The following is a 12,583-nucleotide window of genomic DNA, read 5'->3' as shown; positions in this document are numbered from 1 at the left end:
ATACCAATTTCATAAAGTTATGCTACTACTGAAAGTTTGACTCCCCCCCTTTACAAGGGGGGGTTGGGGGGGGTAGATATGTAGCGCTATTTTATGAATTTGGTATTACAAACGCTGCACCATATTTTGCCAATAAAAATCCCGCTCTTGTGGAACGGGAAAGTCATCAGGGTGCATCTATACATATATGACTATAACTCATAGGGGGTATAACCCCTCGTAGCTGTATTCAATCTTTACAATCAGCCGAATTTTGTAAAAATCGAGGCTTTTATTTGACTTATAAACCGTTTTATGATATGAAAATGGAAAATCCTGAAATTTATAAAATTAAGTAAATTTTTTCTGATATCAAATCCTCTCTTCATCGGAATACTAAATTCGAGTCAACAGCCAACAGTCAACAGCCAACAGTCAACAGCCAACAGCCAACATCATTCCGGCGTAACCGGAAATGATATGAATCATCGGAACTTTAATCAGCTTTACCGTGCTTCGGCAAATGGTGCAGCAAGTACCACAGCACGGCTAAATTTGCGATAAATACCGCTAACTTAAGTAAAGTTAGTCCCTGAAATAACTCATATATTTCTGGCGGGATACTGATTCCTACCAAAACTAACACCAAGATGGTTGCCCAACCTTTTTGATACCACAAACCAAGAGCCTCAACAGCCGTCAAACCTGCATAAAATCCGGCAGCAAGTCCGCTAAAAAGTAATGTTTTAGGCTTGACAATGAGAAATTTATCTAGTAATAATTCAATAATCTTAAGCTTGGTTTCTAAGAGATAAGATTCCGAAAAATTCTCCAAAATTTTATGGTTTTTTAGCGCGAAAAGCAAAGCTATCGAAGTTACTGTCAAGAGGGAAGCGACAAAAGCTTTGTAGGCGACAATTGCGATTAAACCAGGAGGACGCTGTTTTTTCACGTAAATTCTAGAAATATCAATAAGTGGCGATCGGTTTGTGAAAAAAGAAGTTTGGCTGACTCGCAGTGTAGGAGATTTAATATCAAATTCGGTTGTGTCAGTATGATAACTAATAGGTTTTAAGATCGAATGAACCGCGAGGCACGCTAACGCGAAGACGGAAGAGAAAGAATAAGATGCTGTGCTTATTATCCTTTGCTACCGGATTTGATATCACCGACTTAAGAGATGGTAAAAATTCAGTAGGTGCGCCAGCAACGAGTCGATCAATTATATAGAAAATAACGCGCTGCTGCTGCACCGTACTGAGCTGTTAAGATTGAGGATAATGTTGTGCTAAAAAAGAGATAGCAGCAGCCCGATCGCCCAAATCGCCATCCAGCGAAGCCGCCAACAAATCATCCAACATCCGTTTAAACCCAGGCCCCGGCTTGTAACCCAAAGCCTTCAAATCGTTGCCGTTTAGAGGCGGCTCAACATTCGCCCACTTGGTGAGATATTCCCAAATCTGGCGGCGGATACTTCGGGGGCTTTTTAGGGCGATCGCCATTAACACCGGCAACTCATAATTCCTCAGCAGCATCACCAATTGACTCGGTAACTTGCACTTCGGCAAATTTTCTGCTAATTCCTGATTTGTAGCTTCTAAAAGTTCCAGCCGCTTGATGCTGTCAGCGGGTAACTGAAGATTTGCAGCTACTTTACCCCGATATTCCGGTGCTAAATAAGCGATCGAAACTTCCAGCCGCATCAGCCAATCGGAAATTTTGAGAATTGGGCATTGGGAATTGGGAATTGGGAATTGGGCATTGGGCATCGGGAATTTTTTAACTACTTGTTTCTTAATTCCATCGGTTACATCCGTTACATCCGTTACAGAATCCGCTGCCGAACCTTCTTCCTTCTTCCTTCCATTCAAACACCGATCGAGCAAACGCAATTGCCGCCACAACTGGCGATCCAATTCCAAAGTAGGATGAATGCAGCGCAAAGCCTGCAAATCTCCCAGCATTTGCAGGGCAGCCTTCCAGTAAGGTGATTGCAAAATGTACCTCAATTCACTTTTGAGCCGAGTTTCCAAAGCCGGAGCTCGGCCGTTTTCCCCTTGAATGCGGTAATAAATCCCGCTTTCGAGGGCGTGGCGGATGTATCCTTCAGTCTGCGGCTCGATCGCAAATCCCAACCGCACCGCAAACCGCACAGCCCGATAAATTCGCGTCGGATCTTCGATAAAACTGTTAGCGTGCAAAACTCTAATTTGGCGCGCTTCCAAGTCTCGCAAACCGCCAAAAAAATCCAACAATTGGCCGCTGTTAGGAACACCCAACCGCACAGCCAGCGCGTTAATTGTAAAATCCCTGCGGTACAAATCTTGACGGATCGAACTCGCTTCAACTTCAGGATTTGCAGCCGGATAAGGATAAAATTCAGTACGAGCCGTAGCGATATCCAGCCACAGCGAGCCGAAAACAGAGTCTTTGTTCCACAGTAGCGCGGCGGTTTTAAAATCACCGTGAACATCCAAACGCGACTCTGGGTAAAGCTTTTGTAGCGATGCAGCCAACTCGACACCTGCACCGGAATCGTCGGCGCTGCGGTTTCCATCGACTACCAAATCAATGTCTGTTAGCGCCAATTTATCGTCCGTTGCTAAGAGTAAATCCCGCACTGCTCCGCCGACAATATAAAGTTGCCACCCGCGCTCTCTGGCAATATTGGCCGCGATCGACAATAATTGCCATAATTCGGGACTAATGCGCGATCGCAGCAACTGCTCCACGGATGCGGGTAGGGGACAATAGGACAATTCTCCGTTACTGCCGCTGTCTCGCCCTTTTTGCTGGTGCAATTCCCGCAACACGTCGGTGCGAGTCACAATTCCCACAAGTTGGTCGTTTTCCAATACTGGCAAACGCCCGATATGGTATGTCACCATTAAATCTTCAATTTCTGGCAGCAAGGTATCGGGGGCGATCGTTTTTAGCTGCAGAGTCATGTAACCCTTGACGGGGGCGTGACTGAAACCGTGGTGCAGGGCGATGTCAATGTCGCGGCGGGAAATAATGCCGGCAAGCCGTAGCTTGCGGGGCTCCCAGCCATCGCCCGCATCGACCACGCAAAGCCCCGAATGCCCGTAACGCAGGAGGATACGGTGAGCTTCTCCCACGGAGGTTTCCGGGCGAATGCTCCGCACTGGAGAGGACATTAACTCGCGGGCGGTGGGAGGGTGAGGGATTTGAGCTTTTAATTCATCAGCTAACTGATTTAAAGTCGCGAGCGGGTCAACATCGCGGGTGGCGAGGGATGCGGCGCTGGCGTGGCCTCCGCCGCCGAAAGGTTTGAACAGTTCGCTGAGGTTGGTGCTGGAAATGCGCGATCGACCGATAACGGTTAATCGGTTGGAAACTGGCGGTTGGGCGCTGTTGCTGCTGTTTTCGTTTTCACTAATTTTATAAACATTGCCTAAAAGTAGAGCATCGGCTTCAGTCAAATCGAGCAAGCGGGAAGCTAGGGAAGAAAGTCCGGGAACATAGTCCTCAGTAGATAGCAGCACCCAAGCTACTGTATAACCGTGCAAAGTTTCCGATCGCAAATTCTTCAGCGATTCTTGCAGCAAATCCTGCAATTGAGGAGACAAAGCGGGTTCTACATACTCAGCGATTACCGGCAAACTCGATCCCTGTTCCATCAACCAGGCTAAAGCTATGGCATCTCGCGCCGTCGCGCCCTCAAAGGTTAGGGAACCCGTATCGACGTGGATGCCCAAGGCCATGACTGTAGCTTCTGAAGGCAGCAGGCGGGATGCTGTGTTGCCGTTTTCTGCGGCATTTTTGAGCTTTTCTCGCAGTTTTTCGACAATTAATGTAGTGGTTGCTCCGACTGCTTCGATTTGGGTAACTGTGGCGGGTATGTCCAAATCGGCTTGCAGGTGGTGGTCGAAAACAGCTATTTCGTTGATGTGCGGCAAGTCTAGCCATTCGGCGGCTTTTCCCAAACGATCGCGCTGCGAGGCATCTACTATACTAATCGATCGAATTTGTGACGGATTTACCGATCGGCGTTCGATCAGCGGATACTCGTCGCGGTGCAGCGCCAAAAAATCCCGCACTGTCGGGTGACATCCGCCCGCCAGCACGATTCTGGTACCTGGGTGCAGCACGCACAGTCCCACCGCAGCGCCCAAGCTGTCAAAATCTGCTGTTGTGTGGCACAAAACTAAGTCCATAGCCGAAAATCCCGCATCTCTCACTCCCACAGTAGCAATTTCTCGCGCTCTGATACTCGATCGGGCGATCGGGCTTTAACCGAGGCCTGTCAACTGAGCCCGCAAAACCGCTCTGAGACTTCACTCCCTGCTTTCGGTGGGGTTTTTACCTGGTTGTTGACACGGCTTTGGGTTTTAACTTAACCTTGAGAGTTTTCTGTGCAGTAGCGAACAATGATAAAATTGGTAACAATCTCAAGAGCTGCTGATGCCTGTTCGCGCAACGCCCGAATTTGCACGGTCTCTTTCGTATCAATCAACCGACAATTTCTCGACCATCTGGAAATTGTCATTCGATTTTAGATTTTAGATTTTAGATTTACTTGCAGCGCATAGAATCTGGCAGCTTGAACTCTTAATCTAAAATTTTGGGATATCCGCGGCACAAGTCGGATGCTTCCGTTTTTGGACGGATCGAAAACTATAATCTGGAATGTTTTTCCAGATTGTAACCAACTATTTCTCGTCAACGCACGGCTATACAGAAAGGAGAAAAAATGTTATCAATTCTGTTTCAATTGGTTTTACTGGCTTTGGTACTGCTATCTTTTGTAATGGTGGTTGGCGTACCTGTCGCTTATGCCTCTCCCCAAAACTGGGATCAGTCTAAATCCCTGCTTTATGCCGGTTCTGGTCTCTGGTTTTTGCTGGTTATTGCAGTCGGTGTATTAAACTTTTTAGTAGTTTAATTTCGCCTAGCACTATCAAAAGAAGAAGGTAAAAGATAGAAAGTTGAAGGCATTAACTAGCAATTCAAAGGCATTCCGCATTCGGTAGAAGCCAGGAACGGTTAGAACCGCGAGACGAGCTTGTATGTTTTTGCACTTGAAATTCAGATAAAATGTTTCTGCTTTCTGACTTTTGCCTTCTCACAACAAAAAATATAACATTTCAACCCTAAAATCTAAACTAGAAAATTATGACTGTTTTCGAGGGAACTTTTACTCAAACAGAATCTTTGCGGTTTGCTATTGTCATCGGTCGTTTTAACGATTTGGTAGTCGGCAAACTTTTGGAAGGATGTCAAGATTGTTTGAAACGCCACGGGGTTGATATTAATCCTCACGGAAATCAAGTTGATTTTTATTGGGTTCCGGGATGTTTTGAGATTCCTTTGGTGGCCCGCCAAGCTGCTCTTTCTGGCCGCTACGATGCGGTAATCTGTCTGGGCGCGGTGATTCGCGGCCAAACTCCGCATTTCGATTTTGTAGCTGGCGAAGTTTCTAAGGGAATTGCGGCGGCTGCTTTTCAAACAGGGGTGCCGGTGATTTTTGGGGTGGTGACGACAGACACGATGCAGCAAGCTTTGGAAAGGGCCGGAATTAAGAGCAATTTGGGCTGGAATTATGCGATGAGTGCTCTGGAAATGGGCACTTTGATGCGTCAGGTTAACGGTTTGGGCGGAAATTCTTACGATCGATTAGCTGCTGGGTCTGCTGTTGAAGTGCTGTCGGCCGATCGGGCTTAATGTATCTCATAGGTATGAATCGGCGATTGAAATCGCTTCTTCTTCCAACTGGTTCCCCGGCTCTGCCTGGGAACCGAGATCCAGAGGCTCTGCCTCGCTCGTCGCTTGTAGAATACTAGGTAAGCAAAGCTATGGATATTCGCTCGTCGCTTGTAGAATACTAGGTAAGGAAAACTATGAATAGTGTCACCGCGAAAAGATTCTCGATCGCAGAATATCACCGTTTGGGAGAACTGGGATTTTTCGCTCCCGATGAGCGAGTAGAATTGATTCGCGGAGAACTTATCATCAAGGCTACTAAAAGTACGTTTCACTCTGTTTGTAACAGTATTTTAGTTGAAGAGTTAATAATTTTACTGACAAGACGCGCTCGTGTCCGTACACAAGAGCCGATTATTTTGTCTGCTACAGATAGCGAACCAGAACCTGATGTGGTTGTCGCGCGCAATCGCTCTGACAATTATTTATCTTCTCACCCATAACCTGCGGATATCTTGTTAGTAATTGAGGTTTCTGATTCTACTTTAAAGTACGATCGCAAAACCAAGCTATCTCTGTATGCTGAAGCTGGAATTGCTAATTATTGGATATTTAACTTAGTCGATAATCAACTGGAAATGCACAGCGAACCTTATCAAAAAAGACAAGGTGATTTCAATTATCGATCGCAGCGAGTCCTTCTGCCCAATGAATCTGTCGCAATTCCAGGTTTTCATTTGTCTCTGGATCTATCCTTGGTGTTTCCAGCCTAAGCTGAATTGACTACTTAAGTTAATTTATAGCAACCGCCAAGGCTGTCAAGGCCACTGCTATAAAACTCTCTCAGAACTTTCAGTATATTTTTATACAGTTATTTGGTTGGCGGTCGAGCGGCGGCTTGCTGAGTATCGTTTTACACATAAGTTTATTAAAATACTGAAATACGATCGACTTTTTAACTAAAAATTGCTGACTATCTAATATTTCTCAACAGTTTTATGAGATTTGTATGAATTTAGTTGCATAAATATGAGAAATTAGTTATGTTAAGTTTTGTGTAAGCATTGAGACCGTCTCAACTCGATCCTAGAATAGCTTTCAGCATAAATGCTGTACAAACAGTATTTAACGTATTCTTAACAAATAGCCGTGAAAGTAAATTATCAGGTAAATTGTTAATGCAATCTTAAATAATAAATTTGTCCAGTTAACACCTAGGAAGCTTGCCAACAAAGGGATTGATGATTTTGAGGATCGCCCGGATACTTACAGTTAATTACCAATACAAAAGTGCACAAATTTTATGGGTGATATCCAAGCTACGTTTACAGCCACAGACCGCGCTTTTCATATTGAAGGGTACGAAAAAATTGATTTCAGCTTGCTCTATGTAGATGGTGCTTTCAAGCTGGAAAATCCAGAAATTGCCGATAGTTACCGCCAATTCGGTCGCTGTTTAATGGTGGTAGACCAAACAGTTTACGGTTTGTACGGCCAGCAGATGCAGAATTATTTCAAGCATCACGAAATAGATTTAACAGTCTTTCCAGTGAATATCAAGGAACCGGATAAGACCGTAACAACTTTTGAAAGCATCATAGATGCCTTCGTAGATTTTGGACTCGTGCGGAAAGAACCTGTGTTGGTGGTTGGTGGTGGATTGACTACTGACGTAACAGGTTTTGCCTGCTCCTCCTATCGCCGTCGGACTAACTACATTCGCGTACCCACAACCTTAATCGGGCTGATTGATGCGAGTGTGGCGATCAAGGTAGCCGTGAACCACGGTAAGTTGAAAAACCGCCTGGGTGCTTACCACGCTTCCCAGAAAGTAATCTTAGACTTCTCTTTCCTAAAAACTCTGCCGATCGACCAAATACGCAACGGCATGGCAGAGTTAATTAAGATCGCCGTAGTCGGCAACAAAGAAATCTTCGAGTTGTTGGAAAACTACGGCGAAGCATTGCTGCACAGCCATTTTGGGTATCTAGACGGCACATCAGAACTGCGCGAAGTCGCACATCGGTTAACCTACAACGCCATTCAGTCAATGCTGGCGTTAGAAGTACCAAACCTGCACGAGCTAGATTTGGACCGAGTGATTGCTTACGGTCACACCTGGAGTCCCACCCTGGAACTAACACCGGAAATTCCGATGTTCCACGGCCACAGTGTCGCTATCGATATGGCTTTTTCAGCGACGATTGCCGAACAGCGCGGCTACATTTCGATCGCCGAGCGCGATCGCATCCTAGGATTAATGAGTCGCCTAGGACTAGCAATTGACAGCGCCTATCTCACATCAGAACTGCTCTGGAAAGCCACAACATCGATCGCCCGCACCCGCGACGGCCTTCAACGGGCGGCGGCTCCGCGCCCCATTGGTGAATGCTTTTTCATGAACGATTTGACTCGAACTGAGTTGGATGAAGCCCTAGCCGTGCATCGAGAAATCTGTGAAGGCTACCCGCGTCGTGGCGATGGCGAAGATATGTACGTAGTATTGCAGAAAGTTGCAACTCCTTCTGCAGCAGGGGTACAAAGATGAGACCAGTTACCCCAGTCGGGATTTTAGCCGCTAAGCTGGAAAGTCTTGTCGAGGAAGCAAAGAAAATCGATAATCTCGATCGAGCTTTCAAGACAGAATTGCAACAAGCCTACGAATTAGCAAATGGTCTCGATCCCTACCTGAATCTTTGCACCACCCCGGAATCTCCCGCCTTAGCCGCATTAGTAAAGCGCACCCAATCAGAAGATTGGAGTCAGCGATTCTCCGACGGCGAGACAGTGCGCCACTTGGAACAAGAGATGCTCTCGGGCCATGTGGAAGGGCAAATGCTGAAATTTCTCGTCCACCTGACGAAAGCAAAGCGCGCGCTCGAAATCGGGATGTTCACTGGCTATTCAGCACTAGCAATGGCCGAAGCCCTCCCAGTAGATGGGGAAGTAGTAGCCTGCGAAGTCGATAGTTATGTAGCTGAGTTTGCCCAGAAGTGTTTTCAGGAATCGACGGTAGGTCACAAAATTTCAGTGCGAGTCGCACCAGCCCTAGAAACAATGAAACAACTGGCTGATGCTGGAGAAGTGTTCGATTTGGTGTTTATCGATGCTGACAAAGCTGGATACACAGATTATCTCGATTTACTGCTCACCACAGGGCTGTTAGCTCCCAATGGCTTGATTTGTGCTGACAATACTTTGATGCAGGGACAGCCCTATTTGTCCGGTACTGCTACTGCTAACGGAGTTGCGATCGGGCAATTCAATCAGGCTGTGGTTGACGATCCGCGCGTAGAGCAGGTGTTAGTGCCGCTCAGAGATGGGATTACCTTGATTCGGCGCGTTTAGAAGCCGCGCCACTCGTTACCAGGCTCTGCCTGGTAACACAGATCCGGAGGCTCTGCCTCCAGTTTTCCGATCCGACAGCGAGGCAGAGCCTCTGCAGATGGGTTCTCAGGCAGTCGGAATGCTTGTGCTATAGTTAAGTAGAAATCTTTGTAATTACCAATTGCTAAGATAATGCAAGCTAAAGAAATATCAATTTCCCTATCACAATCACTACTACAGTTCATTGAAAGCTATAAAATTGCTAAAGGATGCAAATCGCCATCCAAAGTAATTGAATTAGCTTTGGAATTGTTGCGGAATCAAGAACTAGAATCTGCTTACCGACAAGCATCTAGCGAAGTAGACTCCGTTTGGGATTTAACAGTTGCCGATGGATTAACAGATGAAGCGTGGTAAAATTTACTATGCGAATCTCAGTCCTACAGTTGGTTCTGAGATAGACAAAAGCCGTCCCGTATTGGTGGTAAGCAATGACGCTAATAACCGTGCAGCCAATACAGTTACCATTCTACCAATTACCTCGAATATAACCCGTGTCTACCCTTTCGAGGTATTGCTAAATCCCGATGATAGCGGTTTATCAAAATCTTCTAAAGTGCAAGTACAGCAAATACGGACAATTTCCAAACAGCGAATTACCAGCGATGCAGTGGGGAGTTTGAATGAGGAAACTATGCAGTTTGTAAATATTGCTCTAAAATTGCATTTAGATGTCGATTAACATATATAATTAATTCGTCAGAACCAGAGATTTACTGCCGGAAGGCTTCGCCCCGACGAGTATATTTGCAAAATCGGGATACTCCCGTTAGTATGTCAAACCAGAAACTTATTATGAAAACAATTTCAGTCGCAGCGATGCCATCTGAACAGGAAACAAATGCGGGTAGTCGGCGCTTCCAAACTACAGTAAAAACAATAGCAACTCTGATTTTATTGCTATTAGTAATGCCATTGAATCTAACTTTGACGATAATTGCATTGTTGAGATCCATCATCATCAAACCGTTCCAGTCTCCACCGACCGCAGCCAATCCCCAAACGATTTTGATAAGTGGCGGCAAGATGACTAAGGCATTGCAGCTAGCCCGATCGTTCCACAAAGCCGGTCATCGGGTAATTTTGGTTGAAACCGAGAAATACTGGCTGACAGGTCATCGTTACTCTTGGGCGGTCGATCGCTTTTACACAGTACCAAATCCCCAGACAGAGGAATACCCGCAAGCACTCTTAAAAATCGTCCAACAAGAGGGAGTTAATGTTTATGTTCCCGCGTGCAGTCCCGTCGCCAGTTACTACGATGCCCAAGTCAAAAGCGTACTTTCTCCCCACTGTACGGTAATGCACGTCGATGTGGAAACGCTGCAAAGATTGGATGATAAATATACATTTGCTGCGGCTGCCGAAGCCTTGGGGCTGCGAGTTCCGAAGTCCTATCGCATTACTAATCCCCAGCAAGTAATCGATTTTGATTTTAGCGATGCACAGCGCCAGTACATTATCAAAAGTATTCCCTACGATTCTATTCGCAGATTAGACTTAACTAAATTACCCTGCGAAACCCCAGCCGAAACAGCCGCTTTTGTCAACTCTTTACCAATTTCAGAGAGTAAACCTTGGATTATGCAAGAGTATATTCCGGGGCAAGAGTTCTGCACTCACAGTACAATCCGCAACGGCCATCTTCAGTTGCACTGTTGCTGCGAATCATCGGCATTTCAGGTAAACTACGAAAATGTCGATCGCCCGGATATCGAAAATTGGATTCGTCAGTTTGCCAAAAGTCTCAATTTGACTGGACAAGTCTCCTTTGATTTCATGCAGGCGGCGGATGATGGAGAGATTTACGCGATCGAATGTAATCCCCGCATCCATTCAGCCATCACGATGTTTTACAACCATCCCGATGTAGCTAAGGCTTATTTGGATCGCGACTCTTTACCGCAAACTGTGCAGCCCTTGGCATCTAGCCGCCCGACTTACTGGATTTACCACGAAATTTGGCGATTGGTGACTCATTTATGGTCGCCAAAGCTAGTTTACGAGCGGTTACAAATTATTGCCAAAGGTAAAGATGCCATCTTCGATTGGAACGATCCGCTACCATTTTTGATGGTGCATCATTGGCAAATTCCTTTGTTGTTATGGGGCAATTTGCAGAAGCCGAAAGAGTGGATTCGGATTGATTTTAATATTGGCAAACTTGTGGAAATAGGAGGAGATTGAGTATGTCAGTATTGCGGGTTTTGCATTTAGTCGGATCGGCTGTCAGCGATTTTTACTGTGATTTGTCGCGCCTTTACGCCCGAGATTGTTTGGAGAATACGGCTAATTCAGGACTGTATGAATTTCATATTGCCTATATTTCTCCCGATCGCCAATGGCGTTTTCCGACATCTCTCGATCGAGGTGCGATCGCGGCCGCTAATCCCATGTCTTTAGCGGGTGCTGTGCAGGTGCTGAGCGACCTCCAAATTGACGTAATGGTGCCGCAGATGTTTTGTATCCCAGGCATGACTCAATACCGCAGTTTGTTCGATTTGCTGAGTATTCCTTATGTGGGTAATTCCGCAGAGTTGATGGCGCTGGTGGCTGACAAAGCGAGGACTAAGGCAGTGGTAGCAGCCGCTGGGGTAAGTGTACCGTTGGGAGAAGTTGTCCGTGCGGGCGATCGACCTTCGATTGATTTCCCCGCCGTACTCAAACCACTAAATGGTGATAATTCCATTGGAGTAACTTTCGTTAAAAATGCTGCTGACTATGATGCAGCTTTGCAGAAAGCATTAACTCATTCAGATGAAGTGCTAGTAGAAAAATTCATTGAATTGGGTAGAGAAGTTCGCTGCGGAATTATCGTCAAAGCAGGGGAGTTAGTTTGTTTGCCGCTAGAAGAGTATGCTCTAGATGCTGATACAATGCCGATTCGGAGTTATGCCGACAAGCTGAAACAAAATGATGATGGAAGCTTGGGTTATGCCGCTAAAGATAGTACCAAATCGTGGATAGTTGACACCAGCGATCCGGCGACTGAGAGAGTTTGGGATATGGCTAGAAAGTGCCACACAGCTTTGGGTTGTCGCCACTACAGTCTATTTGATTTTCGCATCGACCCGCAGGGAAAACCTTGGTTCTTGGAAGCGGGGCTATACTGTTCTTTTGCTCAAAAAAGCGTGCTTTCTGCGATGACGAAAGCATCAGGAACTTCTCTGGATACATTTTTTGAAACTATGTTGCAAAATGCCTTATGTGAAGTCCCAAGAAATTAGGACACGGCAGTGCCGTTTCCCTACAATATTATTTTGGGTAGGGACACGGCACTGCCGTGTCCTCTGTATCATTCTAAAATAGGAACAGGAGTTGTTGCCATCTTTGAGCAAGTAGGGTGCGTCGCCATCTATAATCTGCGAGTTATATCAAAGCTCTCGCAGCGACGCACCCTACGGATCAACTTTCAAATTTAGTCGATCGGCGCGATCGGTATTTTGAGATTGTGGACGCAAAACTATAGCAGACTTCGCTTCCTATGTCAAGAGTTGTTCGTATTTTACGACAAACCCTTGTGTAATATTTGAGCTTTCCGCATACTAATCGC

General features: G+C 45.9%; 11 protein-coding genes and 1 pseudogene. 9 read left to right on the top strand and 3 right to left on the bottom strand.

Annotated features, from left to right (window positions below; translation table 11 throughout):
* Positions 1 to 475: 475 nt before the first annotated feature.
* The 3 genes from WBA89_RS18980 to WBA89_RS18970 all read right to left on the bottom strand — a co-directional run bounded on the left by WBA89_RS18980 (position 476) and on the right by WBA89_RS18970 (position 4,489).
* Complete coding sequence (locus WBA89_RS18980) at positions 476 to 931, bottom strand: DUF2127 domain-containing protein (RefSeq protein ID WP_424408759.1); 456 nt, start codon at positions 929 to 931, stop codon at positions 476 to 478.
* A 313-nt stretch (positions 932 to 1,244) separates the two neighbouring features.
* On the bottom strand, positions 1,245 to 4,157 hold the full coding sequence (locus WBA89_RS18975; RefSeq protein WP_424408758.1) for a CBS domain-containing protein: 2,913 nt from the start codon (positions 4,155 to 4,157) through the stop codon (positions 1,245 to 1,247).
* Between the two features lie 179 nt (positions 4,158 to 4,336).
* The gene (locus WBA89_RS18970; RefSeq protein ID WP_424408757.1) at positions 4,337 to 4,489 is read right to left on the bottom strand and encodes a hypothetical protein; all 153 of its coding nucleotides are present in this window, start codon (positions 4,487 to 4,489) and stop codon (positions 4,337 to 4,339) included.
* 204 nt (positions 4,490 to 4,693) lie between these two features.
* Here WBA89_RS18970 and psbZ point away from each other — a divergent pair, with 204 nt between their 5' ends.
* The 9 genes and pseudogenes from psbZ (at position 4,694) to WBA89_RS18925 (ending at position 12,257) form a co-directional block, all read left to right on the top strand.
* Positions 4,694 to 4,885, top strand: a complete 192-nt coding sequence (psbZ, locus tag WBA89_RS18965; RefSeq protein ID WP_424408756.1) for a photosystem II reaction center protein PsbZ — start codon at positions 4,694 to 4,696, stop codon at positions 4,883 to 4,885.
* 230 nt (positions 4,886 to 5,115) lie between these two features.
* Positions 5,116 to 5,664, top strand: a complete 549-nt coding sequence (gene ribH, locus WBA89_RS18960) for a 6,7-dimethyl-8-ribityllumazine synthase (protein ID WP_424408755.1) — start codon at positions 5,116 to 5,118, stop codon at positions 5,662 to 5,664.
* A gap of 176 nt (positions 5,665 to 5,840) precedes the next feature.
* Positions 5,841 to 6,416: pseudogene (locus tag WBA89_RS18955) on the top strand (Uma2 family endonuclease).
* Positions 6,417 to 6,946: 530 nt separating this feature from the next.
* Complete coding sequence (locus WBA89_RS18950; RefSeq protein ID WP_424408754.1) at positions 6,947 to 8,191, top strand: sedoheptulose 7-phosphate cyclase; 1,245 nt, start codon at positions 6,947 to 6,949, stop codon at positions 8,189 to 8,191.
* Positions 8,188 to 8,991 (top strand): O-methyltransferase, encoded by an 804-nt coding sequence (locus WBA89_RS18945; protein ID WP_424408753.1) that lies wholly within the window; start codon positions 8,188 to 8,190, stop codon positions 8,989 to 8,991. The genes WBA89_RS18950 and WBA89_RS18945 overlap by 4 nt, the downstream gene beginning before the upstream one ends.
* A gap of 171 nt (positions 8,992 to 9,162) precedes the next feature.
* Positions 9,163 to 9,387 carry a CopG family transcriptional regulator gene (locus WBA89_RS18940; protein WP_424408752.1) on the top strand — a complete coding sequence of 75 codons (225 nt, stop codon included), beginning with the start codon at positions 9,163 to 9,165 and terminating at the stop codon, positions 9,385 to 9,387.
* Positions 9,374 to 9,712 carry a type II toxin-antitoxin system PemK/MazF family toxin gene (locus tag WBA89_RS18935; RefSeq protein WP_424408751.1) on the top strand — a complete coding sequence of 113 codons (339 nt, stop codon included), beginning with the start codon at positions 9,374 to 9,376 and terminating at the stop codon, positions 9,710 to 9,712. The genes WBA89_RS18940 and WBA89_RS18935 overlap by 14 nt, the downstream gene beginning before the upstream one ends.
* A 113-nt stretch (positions 9,713 to 9,825) precedes the next feature.
* Positions 9,826 to 11,217 carry an ATP-grasp domain-containing protein gene (locus WBA89_RS18930; protein WP_424408750.1) on the top strand — a complete coding sequence of 464 codons (1,392 nt, stop codon included), beginning with the start codon at positions 9,826 to 9,828 and terminating at the stop codon, positions 11,215 to 11,217.
* 2 nt (positions 11,218 to 11,219) lie between these two features.
* Positions 11,220 to 12,257 carry a D-alanine--D-alanine ligase family protein gene (locus WBA89_RS18925; protein ID WP_424408749.1) on the top strand — a complete coding sequence of 346 codons (1,038 nt, stop codon included), beginning with the start codon at positions 11,220 to 11,222 and terminating at the stop codon, positions 12,255 to 12,257.
* The last annotated feature ends 326 nt before the right edge of the window (positions 12,258 to 12,583 follow it).

Source organism: Microcoleus sp., from assembly GCF_049646505.1.
GTDB lineage: Bacteria > Cyanobacteriota > Cyanobacteriia > Cyanobacteriales > Microcoleaceae > Microcoleus.
Note: the sequence above shows the minus strand (reverse complement) of the source record. Positions and strands in the feature narration are given on the sequence as shown.

Excerpts from the sequence above, each read along its gene's own strand:
- WBA89_RS18975 (WP_424408758.1), bottom strand. The coding sequence starts at position 4,157 with ATGGACTTAGTTTTGTGCCACACAACAGCAGATTTTGACAGCTTGGGC.
- WBA89_RS18970 (WP_424408757.1), bottom strand. The coding sequence starts at position 4,489 with ATGACAATTTCCAGATGGTCGAGAAATTGTCGGTTGATTGATACGAAA.
- psbZ (WP_424408756.1), top strand. The coding sequence starts at position 4,694 with ATGTTATCAATTCTGTTTCAATTGGTTTTACTGGCTTTGGTACTGCTA.
- ribH (WP_424408755.1), top strand. The coding sequence starts at position 5,116 with ATGACTGTTTTCGAGGGAACTTTTACTCAAACAGAATCTTTGCGGTTT.
- WBA89_RS18950 (WP_424408754.1), top strand. The coding sequence starts at position 6,947 with ATGGGTGATATCCAAGCTACGTTTACAGCCACAGACCGCGCTTTTCAT.
- WBA89_RS18945 (WP_424408753.1), top strand. The coding sequence starts at position 8,188 with ATGAGACCAGTTACCCCAGTCGGGATTTTAGCCGCTAAGCTGGAAAGT.
- WBA89_RS18940 (WP_424408752.1), top strand. The coding sequence starts at position 9,163 with ATGCAAGCTAAAGAAATATCAATTTCCCTATCACAATCACTACTACAG.
- WBA89_RS18935 (WP_424408751.1), top strand. The coding sequence starts at position 9,374 with ATGAAGCGTGGTAAAATTTACTATGCGAATCTCAGTCCTACAGTTGGT.
- WBA89_RS18930 (WP_424408750.1), top strand. The coding sequence starts at position 9,826 with ATGAAAACAATTTCAGTCGCAGCGATGCCATCTGAACAGGAAACAAAT.
- WBA89_RS18925 (WP_424408749.1), top strand. The coding sequence starts at position 11,220 with ATGTCAGTATTGCGGGTTTTGCATTTAGTCGGATCGGCTGTCAGCGAT.